Raw genomic sequence first — 18,094 nt, 5'->3', positions numbered from 1 at the left:
AACTAAAAGATTAAGTCAAGTTCAGTAAGTTATCTTCTTCGTGGGTTGAGATCACGCAATCGGATGTGGGATAGGCCGCACACAGCAGCACAAATCCAGCATCCAACTCCTTGGGCTTTAAAAAGGAGTGATCCGACTGATCCACCGTCCCTTTGATGATCCGACCAGCACAGTTGACGCAGGCACCGGCGCGGCAGGAGTAGGGCAAAGCAATGCCCTGGGCTTCGGCAGCATCAAGAATGTACTCGTCGGCATGAACACGAATAGTTTTATTCAAGCCTCTTGCTTCATTGACCAGTGTGACACTATAAACTTTGCTATGATCCCGCTTTGTCATTTAAGCTCTCCTAAAACTGGCTTTTGAAATGTCTGTCTGTTTGTCCGCTTAACTCATGACTTTAGAGCGATCGCAACCCCACAGGCAGTTGTAGAACGCATTCCATATTGCTTTCATTTTAGCAAAGGCACTCAGGGGAACGACTGTTATACGGAATTGTTTATACTTTGAAACTATTTATCAAAGCAATGCAGGATCTGGGTTGAGCTAGTTGCCGGTTTGAGTGGCAGGTGGTGTACCCTGCGGTTGACTGGGGGAGAAGCCCGATCGCCAGACGGCTCCTGCGATAATGGCAACAACCACAAGGGCGATCGCCCCTAGACCCACGAGGCTGGTTTTTGAGCCTTGGCTCTCTTTTTCATGGACGGTTTCTTTGTTGTTCCCCTGCGGCTCCCTGTCGCTCTCACTGGCCAAGGTCTCTTTTGCGGATTCGGCTTCAGGATGTAACTGCGTGGCTGCCGCTGCCACCAATTCACGGCTCGGGGTTCGCCGCAGTTCGCCACTTAGCTCCATACCCACAAGGGTTTCCTTGGCACCCCGCAGATCGGATTTAATGCTTTGGAAGGCAATGGATTGCAGATATTGGCTGAACTCGGTATCCGCCATCGAGAGCATGAGATAGGAAGCCTTGGCTTTACGACCAAAGAGAATCACATCGCCGTGCTGCAATTCATGGCTACTGATGCGCTTGCCATTGACAAAGGTGCCGTTGGTACTGGGCTTACCATTGGCATTGCCATCCACCAAACGATAGCGGTAGCTGGTGGTACCGGGGACAGGTACCCGCAGGAGAATAGCGTGCTGGCGAGAAACCGTTTCAAAGTCAATAACAATGGCATTACTCTCATCGCGCCCAAGGGAGTAGGCCGCTGCCTCAAGGGCGATCGCCCGCCGGCCACCCACGGTATTCAAAATTAAAACGTGACGTTCCTGTTGCAGGCTATTCATTACCTCTATCCCCCGTATTTCAACAGCCCTCAAGAAATCATCCCCTCTGCAAATCTGAATCCTCCCCGCCTTCAGCTTGAGTTAGGGCAGGAGCAACGTTACAAAACGTTACAAAACGTGACACTTCAACAAGTGGTCTAGGCTGTGTGCTTACTTCTACCTTTGCCTGTTTCACCTAGGGCTGCTGTGATATTGATCACATTTAAGAGGGTTTTTAGGGAGCGCCACAAATCGTAACAAGTCGTTATCCTCAACCCCACTGCCAAAAAAGCAGCCTAAAATTAATTTGGTTACTGTGGATTCAATGGTGCTTGGAGTTTATTCCTATGGCCACGGATTTTAATCGCGGCATTATGAAGTTTGATGGTGCCGACAGCCCAGCGATGATCGCGATTTCTGCCGTTTTGATTCTTGGCTTTATTGCGGCACTCATTTGGTGGGCTCTCCACACGGCCTACGCCTAAGGGAGCGATCGCTCCAGATGGATCGTGTGCTCGGTGAGGGCTTCAAAGGTTGCATCGTGGCTAATCACAAAAAGTTGATGAAAACTTCTGAGGTTGCTCAGGCTCTCGGCCAGTTGTTGGCGGCGCATCTGATCCATATTGGTGGTCGGCTCATCAAAAAAGGCAATGTCGGTGTTCACGAGTACCCGCAACAAGGCTAAGCGCACCGCAAGGGCCGCACACATTTGCTCACCGCCGGAGAGGCTTTTGAAGGGTCGCCAGTAGCCGCCTTCATTCACCTGAATCTCATAGTCCGATGTCCACTGGAGTGCTACATCAGGACGATTGAGGAGTTCGCGCAGTAGGCGATCGGCTTCGCTGGAAACGGTGTGCAGATAGGCTTCACTGACGCGGGGGCCACTCTTTTTGAAAATCTCGCGGGCCGTCTCAATCAGATAGTGGTGTTTCTGTGCCGCTACCAGCTTTTGCAGTGTCTTTTCCTTTTCGGCGGCGACTTCATCAAGATGCTTGAGGGTGGCAAGGCAGCTTTGGTACTGCTTTTCTTTTTCAGGAATCGCACCAAGGAGCCGTTGATACTCGCGGTGTAGGTTTTCGTAGCGATCGCGCACGGCTTCCAGAGCGGCTAAATCGACCTCTTGCTCTTGGGCGTTGTACTCTGCTTGGGCTTTGGCAAGGGCAGCTTTCAACTCATTGGCGGCTTGCATAGCTGTTCTCAGGGCAGCTTCATAGCTTTCTACTTGGGCGGCCTGCTGCTGGTGTTGGAGATAGGTATCATAGCTGGGACGTAGTCTAGCTAGCTCATCGCTAAGCTGTTGCCGCTGTTCCTCAAGGGTGGCATAGTGTTGGCGTTCCTCATAGAGGGGGGTGAGGCGAGCTTGTAGGGTGGCCTGTTCGGTACCCAAACGTGCGTAGTCGGCTTCCAGTTGGGGGGCTGCTGCCTGCTGCTCCAGTAACAGTTGGCGCTGGGCATGGGGTTGGCCAAGGTTGGCGCGTTCTTCCCGTAACTCGTTCAAGCGGCGTTCTAAATCAGTGAGTTCTTTGCTTAGGGGTTCTACGGTTTGCTGGCGATCGCCCAACTGCTTAAGCTCTGCTGCCAAACGGCTGCGTTCCTCCTCAAGGGCTTGGGCTTGCAAGAGGGATCGTTCTGCGGCGGCAGCACGGGCAATGTCAGTTTCTAACTGTTTTAACGTTTGGTTGAGGGCAGGAATAGCGGCAGGATCTGTGAGGGTTTGTCGCAGTGCCGTGAGTTGATCCAAAAGCCAACGGTAGTTCTCCTGCAGCTGTTGGAGTGCCGTTAGCCCCTGTTCAATGGCAGGGCGAACTAGAGCAAATTGCTGAGCGGCAGTGAGTTCGGCGATCGCCGCCGCTACAAGGGGATCCGTTTCCGTGGCTTGGGTTTGCGCTCTCTTGAGAATGGGATCGAGGGTAGCAGCAAAGGCATGGGCGGCGGTGGCGTGGCTGAGTTGGGCTTGGAGTCGCTCCCGTTCTGCCTGTTTAGCGCTCAAGGTGGCGGCTATGGGACGCTGTTGCTCTAGGGCTTGCACCTGTTGCGCAATTTTCTCAAGGCGGGCTTGCAACGTTGCCGCTTGTTGCTTGAGGTGGCGCAGTTCTTGATCCGCCTGCTGGGCTTGCTGGTAGCGCGCCTCAAGGGGGGCAATTTCGGCATCGAGGGCGTCGGCAGCAGCAATTTGGGGTTCAAGGGCAGCAAGTTGACTAGCAATGGTGGCGATCGCTTGGCGTTGGCTTTCAATACTAGCTAATTGGGTGGCCAGCTTTTGTTGCTGCTGCTCTAGCTTGCGAATGTTCTGCTCAAGGGCAGCTCGTCCCCGTAGTTGCTGCTCAAGTTCTTGGTAGCGGCTCTCTTGCTGCCGATAGCGATCATAGTCGGATTGCAGTTGCTGGCACTGGGCTTGGCTATTGCGAGCTGCGGCCAACTGGCGCTGGCGATCGCGACAGAGTTCCTCCTGCTGACGCAGTTGGGCTTCGAGGCGCTGACAGGTTTGCGCAAGACGGTTCAGCGTTTCAACGGCAGCTTCGTATTGCTGTTTTTCGGTGGCTAAGGCCTGACATTGTTGGTGTAATTCCTCGCACTGCTGGCGATCGCGCTCTAGCTCCGCTGCCAAGGCGGTTGCCTGTTGTTCATATTGCGATCGCGTGGCCAGTTCCTGCTTTTGCACAGCCAACTGCCGCTCTAGGGACACCACCCGCTCTTGGGAAAAATTCACGAGGGCAAGGGCATTGTCAAAGGCTTGGCGATAGTCACTGACTTGCAAAATCGGTTCAAAAACTTGCCGCCGCTGGGCGGGTGGCTTGAGAAAATCCGCCGTGATCATCCCTTGGGGAATGCCAATGATCTGCTCAAAGAGATCCCGAAGCGGAAAGGCACTGCGGATACCAAGGTGCTCCTGCAACCACACCTGCACATCTTCACGCAACGAAAGACCGAGGTCTCCCACTTGGGGGTCATAAATCGCGTACCCCATTTGCGTATTGCGCCGTACCACATAGGAGCGACCATCTGCTGCCGAGATAAACTGAACTGTGGCTTCGGCGCGTTTAGCACCCTTGCGAATAATCGCCTTATTAAAGCCACTGCCATAGCCCGAGGTGGCATCAAAGAGAACCCAAGCAATGGCTTCAAAAATACTGGTTTTGCCCGCACCATTCTCGCCACAGATGACATTCACACCGGGCAGAAACTCAAACGTGCGATCGCGGTGGGTCTTAAAGTTTTTTAGGGTTAGTCGCTGAATTTCCACCGTCTGTCTCCAAAGGCTAGGGCAGTTGATAGAACGTTGATCAACCCATATCAAACAACAAGTGAGAGACCAGAAGCTAGCTACCCTCGCTCAGCCAAGTGTGAAGTTCCTGAAGAATATTGCTTGTCGGCAGGTGTTCTGCATTGATAAAACAATCCATACTTTTACAAAAGTTTACTTGGTCTTAAGTCTTTTTGAAAAAGTTGCCATTGGCGAGTGACTTTCCCTAGGCTGGATCTATAGTAATACCCTTGTTTCTCGGCAAGCTTGGTCTCCGCACTCGATGCTCCTGACGCTAGGCATCCTACGCTTGGGGAAATGCCTACTCTATCAAGTGTATTTCTAGTGCCTAGGGTTGGTGATGCCTCGCACCGCTATTTTCCCTAGAGGCAGTTGAGTTGACAACTACAGCATTCCACCACGAGAGGATTTGACCTGTGGATTTATTACATAAACAGATTCTGGTTCTGAGTAACAAAATTGATGCCCTCTACCAGATCGTTGAACAACTCAACCAAAAGGTTTCTAAGGCCCTAGAGGAGGGGCGGCTCAAGCCTCTGCCCGTAACCCCTACTGAGCAGAATCCTCTGCCCAAACCGCGTCCTTTGGTGAGTACCCCAGAACACAAGGATATTCTGGTGGATGATGACTATAGCCAAACACGCAACCTCAGTGGCGATCGCCCCCTGAGTCCAGAGGTGCAAATTCAACGGCTGACGGCACAACTCACGGCGGCCTACAATCAGATTGCGGCGCTAGAGGAGCAGTTGCTCTCCCACCACATCCATAGCCACTGAGGTACCGCAAGTTAAATTGTGAGGTGAGCCAGTACCTGCTGGCGCCATTGGGCATTTTGCTGGCGATCGCTCTTAAATTCCAAAAGTCGTACCTTTGGCCAAGGGGCAAGGGAAAGTTGGGTTTTCACATCCGCCCAGTCTTGTAAGCAGTGATAGGGAATGCCGTAGGCCGCTGCAAGCTGGGCAAAATTGACCGCTTGGGGGGTGGCAAAAAAGCTCTCAAAGGGTGGATCAAACCGCCGAATCGGTAGATGCTCAAAAATACCACCGCCGTTGTTATTGATCAGCAGTACGGTTAGACACCCTTGAAACTGGGGCGTGATCAGCCAGCCATTGGTATCGTGCAAGCAGGCCAAATCCCCCGTGATCAAGAGGGTGGGCTGACCGCGATGGGCAACCCCAAAGGCACTAGATAATGTGCCATCAATGCCGTTGGCGCCTCGATTAAAGTAAAAACGATGGTGGCGATCGCTCGCCCGCCAAACACTCTCAACATCGCGCACGGGCATACTACTGGCCACAAAAATCGCCGTTTGCGATGGCAACCACTGCGGCAGATGGTAAATCAGCTTGGCCTCACAGAACCAATCAATGGCCTCCAAGGTTCGCTTCAGTTGCTCATGTACTCGTTGATCGTGGTCTTGCCAGTCCTTGAGGTAGGGGTTGGGGGGCAGGGGGTCGGGGGGGCAGTCCAGATCTTGGGGGGCGATCGCCAGCGTCTGACAGCGGCCATGGAGGGGATTGTTGTTATCGCCCGTGGGGTCAAGGCACCAGATCAGCGGATCGCAGGCACTGAGCCACTCCCGCAGGGCTTTACTGGTGGGCAGCGGTCCCAGTTGAATCACTGCTTCAGGACGCAAGGATTCCCGTAGGTGGCCATTTCGCAGCAGCAGATCGTAATGGGTAATGCCGTGGGGCAGTCCCCGTGCGTAGGAGAGGGCATCGGCAAGCACTGGCCACTGCAGAAACCGACTCAGGCGATCAATCGCGTCCGCTTCCGCCAAAGGCTCCACCCCATGACTGGGTCCCGCAATAATCAACCCCCGCTGCATCTGTTGCCATGTTTGCCAAGGGAGAGCGGTGACAACCCGAGGCGGCACAAAGGGCTGCACCTGATCAAAGAAGTTTTCAGGAAGTGCCCCATGAAAATTGGCCTCAGGGCGCAGGTCAAGGGGATCCCGTAGAGGAATATTCAAATGGACTGGGCCTGGATCTGGCCAGAGGGCAGTTTGCCAGCTATGGCAGAGGGTTTGCCGCAGGTAGGGCAGCAAAGCAAGTTCCGGCAGACTTAGTTCGCGATAGTGACGTACGGCATGACCATAGAGATGCACCTGATCAATGGCTTGTCCCGCTTGGCAAAAGCGCAATTCGGGGGGGCGATCGGCGGTCAGCACAATTAACGGTAAATGACTAAGGCTTGCTTCAATAATCGCGGGATAGAAATTGGCCGCAGCAGTACCTGAAGTGCAGACAAGGGCAACGGGTCGTCCCTGCTGTTGGACAAGGCCAAGGGCAAAAAAAGCTGCCGAGCGTTCGTCAAGAATCGGCAGGGCCTCAAGATGGGGATGGGCAGCAGCCGCGATCGCCAATGGTCCCGAACGTGATCCCGGCGAGAGAACGACTGTCCGCAGTCCTAAGCGATAGAGGGTTTCAAAGAGGACGCTCGCCCAGAGGACATTGAGATTTTCAGTGAGAATCATTCATCAATCCAGAAGTGCTATCCTAGCCGAAGTGGCTGAGCCATAGGCCACCCATAGAATAGGGTGCTAAATCCAGTTTGAGCCTATTTTGAGACTTTGAAAGAGCATCCCAGAGTCTTTGCAATACGCCAAAATGCAGGTTCTTCAAGGAGTTGAGTGTTAAGCGGGCAGCGGGAATCGAACCCGCGTCTCTAGCTTGGAAGGCTAGGGTTTTACCATTAAACCATGCCCGCAGTCCCAAGGAATACTACATTAGCACGACCCTTGGGGCGATCGCAAAGGGCAAGCCTAGGGAATCGTTGCCATCTTCACATCGTTGCGATCCAAGATGCTTTGGAGTTCCTCCGCATCGATTGTTTCTTTTTCAATCAGCACTTGGGCAATTTGGTCAAGGACGTGGCGGTTGTTCACCAAGACCTCTTTGGCACGACGATAGGCTTGCTCGACGAGATTGCGCACTTCGTCATCAATGGTGGCAGCCGTTTCCTCGGAAAAGTCCCGTTCTGCCATAATGTCGCGGCCAAGGAAGACATTCCCGGTTTGCCGTCCCAAGGCCACAGGTCCTAGGCGATCGCTCATGCCAAAGCGGGTAACCATTTGGCGAGCCACCCGTGCCACCTGTTGCAGGTCGTTTGAGGCACCGGTTGTCACCTCCTCTTCACCAAAGACAATTTCTTCAGCAATGCGACCCCCAAGGGCAACGGCCATTTGGTTTTGCAGGTAGGCACGGCTATAGAGACCCGAATCCATCTGATCCTCGTTGGGAGTAAACCAAGTCAGACCACCTGCCCGCCCCCGGGGAATGATGCTCACTTTTTGAACGGGATCGTAGTCGGGCATCAGGGCACCGACAAGGGCATGACCCGCCTCATGGTAGGCGACTAACTTCTTGCGGCGATCGCTCATGACACGGTCTTTTTTCTCAGGCCCAGCGAGGACGCGATCGATGGCATCGTTAATCTCATCCATGGAGATTTCAGTCAGGTTGCGGCGAGCCGCCAGAATAGCCGCTTCATTGAGTAGGTTCGAGAGATCCGCACCGGTAAAGCCGGGGGTACGGCGGGCAATTTTATCGAGATCCACATCCTTAGCGAGGGTTTTGCCACGGGCATGAACCTTGAGAATATCGAGGCGACCTTTGTAATCCGGACGATCCACCACCACTTGACGGTCAAAACGCCCCGGACGCAATAGTGCTGCATCCAAAACATCCGGACGGTTCGTTGCAGCAATAATAATGATGCCCGTATTCCCCTCAAAGCCATCCATTTCCGTCAGCAGTTGGTTGAGGGTTTGCTCCCGTTCATCATTGCCCCCCCCCAGACCAGCACCGCGCTGGCGACCGACGGCATCAATCTCATCAATGAAGACAATACAAGGGGCATTGGCTTTGGCTTGTTCAAAGAGGTCGCGCACCCGTGAGGCACCCACCCCAACGAACATTTCCACAAACTCAGAACCAGAAATTGAGAAGAAGGGAACGCCCGCTTCACCAGCCACTGCCCGCGCAAGCAGGGTTTTACCCGTTCCGGGAGGCCCGACAAGGAGAACCCCCTTGGGAATTTTGGCGCCCACTTCGGTAAAGCGATCGGCGTACTTGAGGAATTCCACCACTTCACCCAGTTCCAGCTTGGCCTGATCAATGCCAGCCACATCATTAAAGGTCACTTGGGTTTGGGGTTCCATCTGTACCCGTGCCCGTGACTTACCAAAGTTCATCGCTTGGTTGCCAGGACCTGCTTGGGCACGCCGCAACAGGAAAAAGAGCAGTACCAAAAGACCAATGGGAACCAGTAAGCTGCTCAGGGCGCGGAACCAGAAGCCATCGTTGCTTTGGGGCAAGACGGCGATGTCCACATTGTTGCTAATGAGAATGTCCAACAGTTCAGGATCGTTGGGAAGATTGACCAGCACCCGCGTGCCATCTTGGGTAATCGCTTGTGCCTGCGAGCGGTCGGGGGTAATACTGACTTTGGTGATTTGCTGATTTTCGACCTGTTGGATGAACTCACTGTAGGGCCATGTCTGTTTGGTCGTGGGTTGGCGATCAAAGAAGGCAGTGGCCAAGGCCAGCACCACGATTGCAAGAAGAACATATAAACCTGCGTTTCGCCATTGTTTATTCACCGATCGCCATCCTCCGCTAGGAAAAGTGAAAAGTCTTTACATAAGTTCATACTAACGCATTCTTTCGCAACCCTAGGTGAGCAGTCCCGTGGTTAAGATCATCAATATCCATGATAAGCCGTCAGAAAATGCTCGATTTAGACACCTGCTACCGGGTACTGGAGTTGGAGCCGGGGGCAACCCTCGAGGAAGTGAACCGAGCTTATCGGGATTTAGTGTTTATTTGGCATCCCGATCGCATCCCGAAGGACAACACACGGCTAATCGAGAAGGCACAAGAGAAAATTAAGCAGTTTAATGAAGCGCGGGATCAACTGCGGCAACATATTGCCCGACACGGCAGCCAAACCTCCCAGCGGACTGCTAGCCAGCGGCAAACCTATCGTTCCTCGCCGCCACCCCCACGCTATCAATCCAATCCCTACACCTATCGCAGCTATCATGCGCCCCGTGAGCCGCAGCAAACGACGCACCAGACCTATAGCCAACACCACAACCACACCTACGGCACCTATCAGCGCCAACGCACAGCCGCGCCCCCGCCCCCAGAACCACCCCGCACGACGCCTCCCCACAAGGATATGTCGGGGGTGAATTTACAGGGAGCCAACCTGAGCGAAAAGGACTTTGAGGGGCGCAATCTCAGCCATGCCAATCTCAGCTATGCCGATCTCAGTGATGCCTTTTTGCACCGCGTGATTCTCCACCGTGCTAACCTGCGCCACGCCAATCTCTTTCGCGCCAATTTGCTGCAAGCAGATCTCAGCTATGCCGACCTGCAAGAGGCTAATCTCATTGGTGCTGACTTGAGTGGGGCTGATCTGCGGGGTGCCGATTTACGGGGAGCAAAGATGAGCCAAGGCAATCGCCTCCTAGTGAAACTGACCGGGGCACGCCTCACGGGAGCGATTATGCCCGATGGGCACGTCCACACCTAAGCTTGGATCACCCCCTTAGAACTGGGAATGTGCTGACTGCGGCGCGGGTCAATGGCGATCGCCATGCGTAGGGCACGGGCAAAGGCTTTGAAGGTCGCTTCAATAATGTGGTGGGAGTTAATGCCATCCAATTGGCGAATATGCAGCGTCATGCGGCTATGGTTCACCAAAGCAACGAAAAACTCCCGCACCAGTTGCGTATCATAGGTGCCCACCCGCTGCGTGGGAATCTGCAACCCATAGCTAAGGTGGGGACGCCCCGAGAAGTCTAGGGCAACTTCCACCAAACTTTCATCAAGGGGAGCCACAAAGTGACCAAAACGATGAATCCCCCGGCGATCGCCCAAGGCTTGATCGAGTGCCATCCCCAAGGTAATGCCCACATCCTCATTGGTGTGGTGGTCGTCAATATGGGTGTCGCCTGTGGCCTGCACCCGCAAATCCACAAGGCCGTGGGAGCAAAGCTGATCCAGCATGTGATCGAGAAAGGGAATCCCCGTGTGATTGTCCGCTCGACCATTGCCATCGAGAACCAGTTCAACGTGAACGCTAGTTTCTTTGGTCTGGCGATCGACCGTGGCTTGGCGCAACCGAGGCGCGTGGCCATTACTGAGGAGAGAGTCGTTCATGAAGCGTTACTGACGCGGTTGGGGATTGGCAGAGGTGGCTGGCGGTGGACTCGCCGCAGGCGTTCCGGAAGGAATTGCCCCCGTACGCGGAAAGGGCACATCCACAAAACCTAATTCTAGCAATTGCTGATAGGCCTTTTGTCCCAGTTCACGGGTGGGGTTTTGGCTGCGGATAATTTCTACCAAAAGGGGCACGGCAAGCTCAGGTTGGTTATTAGCGCGATAGACCAAAGCCAGTTGAAAAGTCGCTTGATCGCGCAGTTGTGCTGCTTCTAGGGCACGGCGACGGTTGCTATCGGCAGCCGCAGTATCAATCCCCAAAAAGCTAGAGTTGAGGGACTGGTAAAAGTTCGAGAGTTGGTTCATCACCGTACGGGCTTCTAAGAGCTTGCGAGCGGCGACGGCATAATTTTGGCTATTGACTGCGGCGGCAGCCTCATCCATCAAGCGCTTGCCCCCCTCAAGGGTATAGATTGAAGAGCTGGGTGGGGGTGTGGGATTCACAATCTGGACATTGGGGCTAGAAGATTGATTCTGAGCAAACACCGCCCGCGGGAGTACCCCCAGTAGTAACACCCCGAGGAGCAGCGATGATCTTGAGCAGTGAGCAAATGTATTCAGGGGCATGGTGCGAAGCCTTTACTAAGATAGAGGCAGTCAAGCGGACAATCAACATCGCGTATCTTACCACCAAGTAATGACAGCCCGTGCAGGATCCTAAGTTCCAATTTTCCTCAAGACTGAGGCCGTGGCCATGGTAAATCCCACCCCTCAGGGGACAACGGCTCATGATGCCATTCGGGAACGGCGCCGCCAATTGCAAAGTAAACGCCGCTGGCGGCAACTGGCAGGGCTTTGGCGTACCAGTGTCCTCTTGACCTTAACAGGGGGACTGGTTTGGGGACTGACGCTGCCGGACTGGGTTATCCGCCGCCCGGAGCAAGTGGTGATTCGCGGCAATCAACTGCTGAAAACGGAAGCGTTGCAGGCACAATTGCCCCTTGAGTATCCGGAGTCACTGCTGCGTTTGCGGCCACAGGAGATCATTCATGCCCTAGAAACGACGCTGCCTCTGCAACGGGTGACGATCGCCCGCCAACTCTTTCCGCCGACACTGATTGTCGAAGTCCAAGAACGCAAGCCTGTCGCAGTCGCCACCTGCAATCAATGCTGGGTAATAAGTGCAACCGGGCAGCTGCAAGGGCCTGCCAGTCGCTGGTTGGTGGATGGCCTCGGATTTGTTGCCCCGCTGAGTAGCTATCAAGCCAGTGCCGTGAAGCCAATGCCCACACTCCAATTGCAGGGGTATTTTGTACCCGTTAAGGATGCACCGCGCCCGCAGACAATGGCCATCGATCGCGATCGCCAGCAGCAGTGGCAGCAAATTCACCAGATTCTCCAGCAGCAGGATTTACCGATTACGGGTTTAGATTGGCGCAATGAACAGAATCTAATTGTCCAAACCCCCCTCGCGCCGGTTCATCTTGGGGTGGTGCAGTGGCATAGTCCCACATTGAAGAAACAACTCAGTGCCCTAGCCAGCCTCAAGCAGTTACCTCAGTACTTGGATCCCCGCCAAATGGTCTTTATTGACTTGGTGAACCCCGATGAACCCTTAGTGCAACTGCGGCAACAACCAACACAGCAACCCCTTCCCCGCAGTCATTAGGGCGCAAGGGCACGGCATAATAGAACGGTTAGCTTGGAGTGGCTGGTCAATGAAACCCCTGAAGTTCGGCACAAGATTGCCCCGATTTCTGCCACAGTTGGTGATGGTGCTCGGTGTGCTTCTGCTGGTGAGTTGCGCGTCACTCTCCTCAGTGGCTGACACCAGTTCAATTCCAGGAGCACAAAGCCCAACCCCTATGGCCAATTTACCTCGACTCAATGGCGATGCAACGGTTGTACTGACAGTCAACGATCGCCCGATTACGATTCAAGTGAAGGGGGATGCTGCCCCGATTACCGCTGGCAATTTTGTGGATTTAGTGCAGCGGGGAGTCTATGATGGCACGATTTTTCACCGTGTGGTTCGTGAACCCCGACCCTTTGTGGTTCAAGGCGGGGATCCCCAGAGCAAAGACCCCAGTGTGTCGCCGCAACTCTACGGCACGGGTTCATTCATTGACCCCGCGACCAATCGCCCCCGCTACATTCCCCTAGAAATTCTCGGTCAGGGCAGTGACACCCCCACCTATAGCCAAGCGGGCAAAGTCTCACCCGTTCTCAATCATACGCGCGGTGCGGTGGCCATGGCGCGATCGCAACTCCCCGATTCGGCCTCAGCCCAGTTTTATATTGCCCTTGATCAACTGGATTTTCTGGATGGCAATTATGCCGTCTTTGGCTATGTCACCGATGGTATGGACGTGGTGGACAGGATCCAACAGGGCGATCGCCTGCAATCCGCTAAGGTTGTGGCCGGTTTAGAAAATTTACAGCAGCCATAGCAGAACGCCGCCGAAAGCGTTGTCGCAGGGTGGGTAGCAGTCGCAAACACAGGGCGTAGGTGAGGAGTCCGGCAACCACGCCCACCCAAACACTGCCAAAAATCAGAATCGTTGCCATTTGCCCCCCCTGTTCGAGGAGCTTTTCCCAAGATTGCCACTCACCAAAAGATAGGGCAGGCTGCCCCATCAGCCACCAACCCACCTGAAAGTTAAACCAAAACAGGGGGACATAGGTGAAGGGGTTGCTCACCCAAGTGGCAAGGGCAGCCAAGGGCTTGTTGCCGCGCACAAGGAGGGCCACCGTGACGGCAATAAGTATTTGCCCCCCAAACAGGGGCAGCATGCCAGCAAAGACCCCTGCCCCAAGGCCACGGGCAATACTCTCAGTGCTACTGTGGGAGCGCATCAAGCGCAAATAGTGATAGCGGAGCGATCGTCGCCAAGCATGGAGCCAACGGGGCTGTCGAGAAGGCTGAGGAAAAGACAACCGCATCATAGGTGAGCGTCGAGAGGGTTCAAAGGTTGAAAAAATGGGCGAATAAAGGTCTTTGCTTAGCAGTTTGACATATTTTGCTTAGAGAGTGCTAGGGGTCGCATCCTTGGGCTTGCCCAATCCCAGCGCCAAAAAGCCAAGGGCGATCGCCATCATCACACTGCTTTGCCAAGCGGGCGCCACCCCACCCCAGCGATCGAAGACCCACCCTGCCCATGCCGGTCCAGCAATCCCCGCCACACTTTGGAGTGATTGGCTAGCGCCAATAATTTTCCCCTGATCTTGATCTCGCACCCGATTGGAGATCACCCCTCGCAGCGAGGGCAACATGATTCCCACGCCAAAGGCCAAACCCACCACACACCCATAAAGCAAGGGCGCACTAAAGCCGCCCGCACTGGGCACCGCCGCAATCCCCAACAAGGCCAAGGCCACTAGGAGCAATCCCCCCAAGCTCAAGCGCTGCTCACCAAAGCGAGGAATCAATGAGCGAATCAAGCCCGCCTGCACAATCGTACTCACCACGCCAATAATCACAAAAATGATCCCCGCTTGGGCAGGTCCCCAACTCAATTGCCGCTTCAAGAAGAGGACGAAGATACTGGTAAAGCCAGCAAAGGCAAAGTTGAAAATAAAGAAGGCCATGAGTAAGGCTTGGAGGGTGCGTTGATTGAATAGCTCCAACCACTGTTGCTGCAAGGCAAAGCTCTTTAGGGTCAGGGGCGATCGCTGGGCTGCGGGCAATGACTCTGGCAAGATGAAATAGGCCAAGATGACATTCACCAGTGCCAAGCCCGCTGCAAACCAAATCGGCAACTTGAGATCAATGGCTGCTAGACTGCCGCCAATGGCCGGCCCAAAAATGAAGCCAATGCCAAAGGCTGCCCCCGTTAAACCAAAGTTCTTAGCCCGATCTGCTGGAGCAGAGGTGTCAGCAATATAGGCCTGAGCCGTTGAAACCACGCCCCCCGTGAGACCATCAATAATCCGCGAGACAAAGAGCAGCCAAGGAACCGTCGCCACAGCAAAGAGAATGTAGGACAGGGCCGTACCGGCAATGCAAATCAGCAACACCGGGCGACGTCCCCAATGATCCGAGAGGGCACCCAAAAGGGGAGCAGCAATGAATTGGGCAGCAGCAAAGGCAGAAAATAACAGCGTCAAGCTCAACGCATCAAAGTTAAATCGCTCCACGAGGAAGGGCAAAATGGGGAAAATCAGACTCTCACCCAAACGGTCGATGACAATTGTGAGTAAAACAATGAATAATGGTGAGCGTAGGTTGATCCCCATTGATGTGATACGTCCTCAACTGATGGATGCCTGCCCTGTACGGTTTTGACCCCCAGAAAAAGGCAGTACAATAAAAGACTACAACTTAACACAATACAGTCCTTTTCCCATCGATTGGACACAGCCCAAAACATCCTACTGATGAGGTGATGCCACCCATGTCTGCTTATACGGAATCTTTGAAGCGATCGCTCTTTTTGACACTGATTGCCCTAGTTGTATCATTGACGATTTCCTTCTTGATGGCAATCTAAATTTGCCCTGAAAATCATTTATCATCTTCTATCAGTGATGTGAGTTGAGTGAGGTATGGCCACTCGTTCTGCCGCTGCACCCCCGCCGCTGCCCCTGTGGGTCATGTTTCGCTTGGGTCTGTTTCAGATGGCACTGGGGATGATGTCGATTCTGGTGTTGGGGGTGCTCAACCGCATCCTGATTAAAGAACTGGCGGTGCCGGCCACATTGGTGACGCTGACGATCGCCATGCATCAATTTGTCTCACCGGTGCGCGTGTGGTTTGGTCAGCTCTCCGATGCCCATCCCATTGGCGGCTATCATCGCACGGGGTATGTCTGGGGTGGGGCTTTGGCCTTTACGTTGGTCACCTACGCGATTGTTCAAGTGATCTGGCAGGTGGGGCAGAGTTTAGATCAAGCGGGCTGGAGTCTCATCACCCAAGGGTGGATTGGCCTATTGGGATTGCTCTTTGCCGCCTATGGCATTTGTGTCAGTAGTAGCTCGACCCCCTTTGCTGCCCTGCTCGTGGATGTCTCCGAAGAGGAAGATCGGGGCAAATTGGTGGGCATTGTCTGGTCCATGTTGACCGTGGGCATTGTGGCGGGTGCCATTCTCAGTAGTGTGCTGCTGCGGCAGTTGGAGCTAGACCCCCCCATTGAACTGCTACAACAAAGTGTTAATCGCCTCTTTTTGGTGGTTTTGACGGTGGTCTTTGCCCTCGCGATCGCCAGCACGTGGGGGGTTGAGGCCAAGTATTCCCGCTACCATGTGCGCAGCCGTGCCTGTGACAATCCGGAAAACATTACCCTTGGTCGCGCCCTGAAAATTCTCACGGCCAACTCCCAAACGTGGCGCTTTTTTCTCTTCCTTGTCCTGATGACCCTGAGTTTATTTATTCAGGAACCGATTCTGGAACCCTTTGGCGGTGAAGTTTTTGGCATGACGATCGCCGAAACCACCCGCTTGAATGCCTACTGGGGCATGGGTACCCTTGTGGGTCTAAGTTTCACCGGATTTTTGATTGTGCCCCGCCTCGGCAAGATCCGCACCACCACCTATGGCTGTTGGGGGGTGGCCTTGATGTTCTTGCTCTTGATCATCTCAGGCGTCACGCAGCAGGTGTGGCTCTTTCAGTTGCAACTCTTTCTCTTTGGCATTGCCGCTGGGGTGACAACAACGGGTGCCCTCAGTCTCATGCTGGACTTAACGGCGGCGGAAACAGCGGGGACATTTATTGGCGCTTGGGGCTTAGCGCAGGCTATTGCCCGGGGATCAGCGACTGTTGTCGGCGGAACGGCCCTTGATATTGGGCGTCAACTGTTTGGCGTGCCGATCCTCGCCTATGGATTTGTCTTTTGTCTGCCGATGCTGGGAATGCTGGCCGCTGTCTTGCTTCTGAAACGAGTGGATGTCAGTCAATTTCGCCAACAATCTCAGGTGGCGATCGCCAAGGTCTTGGCTGAGGACTTGGAATAGAGTCACCTACCAGCGGGCAAAGAAGGAAAAATCCAACTTACCAAAGTGGGTGACATGGGCGATATTAAAATGCTCTAGGCAATTCACCAGCCAGCGTACCTTGCCGCGACTAAAGGACTGATAGTGGTTAAACAGGATCGCAAAGCGTTTTTCAAGGTAGGGTTTTACTTTCTTGCTGAGGAGCACAACCTTGAGCAATAAGCCAATCGTTGCCGCCGTGCCGATGGTATTGAGCAAGTCAACAAAAACCAGATGGTTAGGATTTTGGGCGCTATCCACCACTAAGTAGTTGAGGGTCTGGCTACAGGTGCGCACAATCGTAAATTCATTCAGAGGTTGTGGCTGCTGAAAGAGGGGCAGCGTTTCCAAATACTGGTAAAAGCGCTGGCGAAAGCGACCCCGCCCCACATCCGCTGTGGTGTCCGTCAAGTAGTGGAAGAAGGCATCCCGAAAGTCGCGGGTGGATTTCAGGCGTTGCAGCCGCTGTCCAAATTGACTGGCCAAGTCGCGATAGGTGTGGCGGCCATCCACCTTACCGACAAAATGTTGAATCGAGGTTCTGACTTCCTCAGCAGAGAGCAACGTGGGATTTTTCACCAGTGGGATATTGTTATGCCCCTGAGCACGGCGAAACTCACTCGTGAGGTATTGACTCAGGTTCATTTCAAACTGCTGAGTGGCCTTTTGCTGAAAGTCTTGAATGTAGCGCAGGTCTTCGGGTGTCGTGTCATCGCCCACCAAGCAGTGGTTATAGAGATAGGGATAGCGGCGAATTAAGGTGGCAAGGGGGCGATCGCTATTTTGCTGAATCTGTGAAACGTCTTGGGCATCTTCTTGCAGAAATTGCACCATGCGCTGGAGCTTCTGAAAGGCTTCACTCTCTAAATAATCCTTGAGGAGCAGCCGCAGCTTACGCACAATCGGTGCCCGGCTCAGACCCCCCGCCGGCATCGCCACAGGCGTTTGCAGCATAGCCAGAAATTCGGGAACTGCCCCTTGGAGCAAAGGACGCGACTGCCAGCGGTTAATCAAAATGTGGCAGCAGCGGTTCATAAAGGGACGAAAATTATCTGCCACCCGTGCCCCCGTCACAATCCGATCCATCACTTCTTGAATCTGGCGATCGGGATAGGTATAGCCCATGAGAAAAAGGGCACGAAACCGCTCAATGACTTGCTGTGGACTCTCGTGCTGCACGCATTCCAGCAAGTGTTCATAAATCAGTTGGTAGTCGTTTGTCTTTATCCAAGTATTCATAGGGGATAATGCGCTCCTAAGCCACGCCGCTACCGACCGTGCTGGAATTCAGGGGCACAATTGAGAGGGTCTAACATACCTGCATCATAGAAGGCAACATATCGTTAACTGGTGATCGAAAGCACGTTTTTCCCGTGATCCTAATCACAAGAATGACTTAGGTACCTTTGATCGCTGACTAGCGCAAAC

At 53.9% G+C, this 18,094-nt stretch carries 16 protein-coding genes and 1 tRNA gene; 6 read left to right on the top strand and 11 right to left on the bottom strand.

Features of this window, described 5'->3' with window-relative positions; genetic code table 11:
* Positions 1-10 precede the first annotated feature (10 nt).
* Both RHJ02_RS11790 and RHJ02_RS11785 read right to left on the bottom strand, forming a co-directional pair.
* The gene (locus tag RHJ02_RS11790; protein ID WP_206200323.1) at positions 11-337 is read right to left on the bottom strand and encodes a 2Fe-2S iron-sulfur cluster-binding protein; all 327 of its coding nucleotides are present in this window, start codon (positions 335-337) and stop codon (positions 11-13) included.
* 207 nt (positions 338-544) lie between these two features.
* Positions 545-1,285 (bottom strand): FHA domain-containing protein, encoded by a 741-nt coding sequence (locus RHJ02_RS11785; RefSeq protein WP_206200322.1) that lies wholly within the window; start codon positions 1,283-1,285, stop codon positions 545-547.
* 326 nt (positions 1,286-1,611) lie between these two features.
* Between RHJ02_RS11785 and RHJ02_RS11780 the strand changes: the two genes are divergently transcribed.
* On the top strand, positions 1,612-1,749 hold the full coding sequence (locus RHJ02_RS11780; RefSeq protein WP_024125599.1) for a hypothetical protein: 138 nt from the start codon (positions 1,612-1,614) through the stop codon (positions 1,747-1,749).
* Here RHJ02_RS11780 and RHJ02_RS11775 read toward each other — a convergent pair.
* Complete coding sequence (locus RHJ02_RS11775; protein ID WP_310744589.1) at positions 1,746-4,508, bottom strand: SMC family ATPase; 2,763 nt, start codon at positions 4,506-4,508, stop codon at positions 1,746-1,748. The genes RHJ02_RS11780 and RHJ02_RS11775 overlap by 4 nt on opposite strands.
* A gap of 437 nt (positions 4,509-4,945) precedes the next feature.
* Between RHJ02_RS11775 and RHJ02_RS11770 the strand changes: the two genes are divergently transcribed.
* Positions 4,946-5,305, top strand: a complete 360-nt coding sequence (locus RHJ02_RS11770; RefSeq protein WP_206200320.1) for a hypothetical protein — start codon at positions 4,946-4,948, stop codon at positions 5,303-5,305.
* Positions 5,306-5,316: 11 nt separating this feature from the next.
* Here RHJ02_RS11770 and menD read toward each other — a convergent pair whose 3' ends face one another.
* From menD to ftsH3, 3 genes are all read right to left on the bottom strand, one after another.
* Complete coding sequence (gene menD, locus RHJ02_RS11765) at positions 5,317-7,005, bottom strand: 2-succinyl-5-enolpyruvyl-6-hydroxy-3-cyclohexene-1-carboxylic-acid synthase (protein ID WP_310744588.1); 1,689 nt, start codon at positions 7,003-7,005, stop codon at positions 5,317-5,319.
* A 162-nt stretch (positions 7,006-7,167) separates the two neighbouring features.
* A tRNA-Gly gene (locus RHJ02_RS11760) sits at positions 7,168-7,238 on the bottom strand.
* A gap of 55 nt (positions 7,239-7,293) precedes the next feature.
* Positions 7,294-9,132: an ATP-dependent zinc metalloprotease FtsH3 gene (gene ftsH3, locus RHJ02_RS11755; protein ID WP_302677465.1), complete on the bottom strand. Its 1,839-nt coding sequence runs from the start codon at positions 9,130-9,132 to the stop codon at positions 7,294-7,296.
* Positions 9,133-9,242: 110 nt separating this feature from the next.
* Here ftsH3 and RHJ02_RS11750 point away from each other — a divergent pair, with 110 nt between their 5' ends.
* Complete coding sequence (locus RHJ02_RS11750; protein ID WP_206200317.1) at positions 9,243-10,070, top strand: pentapeptide repeat-containing protein; 828 nt, start codon at positions 9,243-9,245, stop codon at positions 10,068-10,070.
* On the opposite strand, the gene hisB is transcribed toward RHJ02_RS11750, so the two are convergent.
* Both hisB and RHJ02_RS11740 read right to left on the bottom strand, forming a co-directional pair.
* Complete coding sequence (gene hisB / locus RHJ02_RS11745) at positions 10,067-10,699, bottom strand: imidazoleglycerol-phosphate dehydratase HisB (protein ID WP_206200316.1); 633 nt, start codon at positions 10,697-10,699, stop codon at positions 10,067-10,069. The two genes, RHJ02_RS11750 and hisB, sit on opposite strands and share 4 nt — an antisense overlap.
* A gap of 6 nt (positions 10,700-10,705) precedes the next feature.
* Positions 10,706-11,326: a hypothetical protein gene (locus tag RHJ02_RS11740; protein ID WP_206200315.1), complete on the bottom strand. Its 621-nt coding sequence runs from the start codon at positions 11,324-11,326 to the stop codon at positions 10,706-10,708.
* A 127-nt stretch (positions 11,327-11,453) separates the two neighbouring features.
* Here RHJ02_RS11740 and RHJ02_RS11735 point away from each other — a divergent pair, with 127 nt between their 5' ends.
* Together RHJ02_RS11735 and RHJ02_RS11730 are read left to right on the top strand one after the other, a co-directional pair.
* Positions 11,454-12,368, top strand: a complete 915-nt coding sequence (locus RHJ02_RS11735) for an FtsQ-type POTRA domain-containing protein (RefSeq protein WP_310800249.1) — start codon at positions 11,454-11,456, stop codon at positions 12,366-12,368.
* Positions 12,369-12,417: 49 nt separating this feature from the next.
* Complete coding sequence (locus tag RHJ02_RS11730) at positions 12,418-13,149, top strand: peptidylprolyl isomerase (protein WP_206200313.1); 732 nt, start codon at positions 12,418-12,420, stop codon at positions 13,147-13,149.
* Here the strand turns inward: RHJ02_RS11730 and RHJ02_RS11725 are convergent.
* Positions 13,109-13,645, bottom strand: coding sequence for a DUF2062 domain-containing protein (locus tag RHJ02_RS11725; RefSeq protein ID WP_206200312.1), 537 nt, complete (start codon positions 13,643-13,645; stop codon positions 13,109-13,111). The genes RHJ02_RS11730 and RHJ02_RS11725 overlap by 41 nt on opposite strands.
* A gap of 78 nt (positions 13,646-13,723) precedes the next feature.
* Positions 13,724-14,935 carry an MFS transporter gene (locus tag RHJ02_RS11720; RefSeq protein WP_206200311.1) on the bottom strand — a complete coding sequence of 404 codons (1,212 nt, stop codon included), beginning with the start codon at positions 14,933-14,935 and terminating at the stop codon, positions 13,724-13,726.
* A gap of 309 nt (positions 14,936-15,244) precedes the next feature.
* Here RHJ02_RS11720 and RHJ02_RS11715 point away from each other — a divergent pair, with 309 nt between their 5' ends.
* A complete protein-coding gene (locus tag RHJ02_RS11715) occupies positions 15,245-16,648 on the top strand; it encodes a BCD family MFS transporter (protein ID WP_206200310.1) in 1,404 nt (467 codons plus the stop codon).
* Positions 16,649-16,654: 6 nt separating this feature from the next.
* Here RHJ02_RS11715 and RHJ02_RS11710 read toward each other — a convergent pair whose 3' ends face one another.
* Positions 16,655-17,905 carry a hypothetical protein gene (locus RHJ02_RS11710; RefSeq protein WP_302678368.1) on the bottom strand — a complete coding sequence of 417 codons (1,251 nt, stop codon included), beginning with the start codon at positions 17,903-17,905 and terminating at the stop codon, positions 16,655-16,657.
* Positions 17,906-18,094: the final 189 nt, after the last annotated feature.

This window comes from Thermosynechococcus sp. TG215 (assembly GCF_031583455.1).
Classification (GTDB): domain Bacteria; phylum Cyanobacteriota; class Cyanobacteriia; order Thermosynechococcales; family Thermosynechococcaceae; genus Thermosynechococcus.
Note: the sequence above shows the minus strand (reverse complement) of the source record. Positions and strands in the feature narration are given on the sequence as shown.

What these genes read in the sequence shown, in the direction of transcription:
- RHJ02_RS11715 (WP_206200310.1), top strand. Translation starts at nt 15,245, where the DNA reads ATGGCCACTCGTTCTGCCGCTGCACCCCCGCCGCTGCCCCTGTGGGTC.
- RHJ02_RS11710 (WP_302678368.1), bottom strand. Translation starts at nt 17,905, where the DNA reads ATGAATACTTGGATAAAGACAAACGACTACCAACTGATTTATGAACAC.
- RHJ02_RS11780 (WP_024125599.1), top strand. Translation starts at nt 1,612, where the DNA reads ATGGCCACGGATTTTAATCGCGGCATTATGAAGTTTGATGGTGCCGAC.
- RHJ02_RS11720 (WP_206200311.1), bottom strand. Translation starts at nt 14,935, where the DNA reads ATGGGGATCAACCTACGCTCACCATTATTCATTGTTTTACTCACAATT.
- RHJ02_RS11735 (WP_310800249.1), top strand. Translation starts at nt 11,454, where the DNA reads ATGGTAAATCCCACCCCTCAGGGGACAACGGCTCATGATGCCATTCGG.
- RHJ02_RS11785 (WP_206200322.1), bottom strand. Translation starts at nt 1,285, where the DNA reads ATGAATAGCCTGCAACAGGAACGTCACGTTTTAATTTTGAATACCGTG.
- RHJ02_RS11725 (WP_206200312.1), bottom strand. Translation starts at nt 13,645, where the DNA reads ATGATGCGGTTGTCTTTTCCTCAGCCTTCTCGACAGCCCCGTTGGCTC.
- RHJ02_RS11790 (WP_206200323.1), bottom strand. Translation starts at nt 337, where the DNA reads ATGACAAAGCGGGATCATAGCAAAGTTTATAGTGTCACACTGGTCAAT.
- hisB (WP_206200316.1), bottom strand. Translation starts at nt 10,699, where the DNA reads ATGAACGACTCTCTCCTCAGTAATGGCCACGCGCCTCGGTTGCGCCAA.
- RHJ02_RS11750 (WP_206200317.1), top strand. Translation starts at nt 9,243, where the DNA reads ATGATAAGCCGTCAGAAAATGCTCGATTTAGACACCTGCTACCGGGTA.
- menD (WP_310744588.1), bottom strand. Translation starts at nt 7,005, where the DNA reads ATGATTCTCACTGAAAATCTCAATGTCCTCTGGGCGAGCGTCCTCTTT.
- RHJ02_RS11740 (WP_206200315.1), bottom strand. Translation starts at nt 11,326, where the DNA reads ATGCCCCTGAATACATTTGCTCACTGCTCAAGATCATCGCTGCTCCTC.
- RHJ02_RS11730 (WP_206200313.1), top strand. Translation starts at nt 12,418, where the DNA reads ATGAAACCCCTGAAGTTCGGCACAAGATTGCCCCGATTTCTGCCACAG.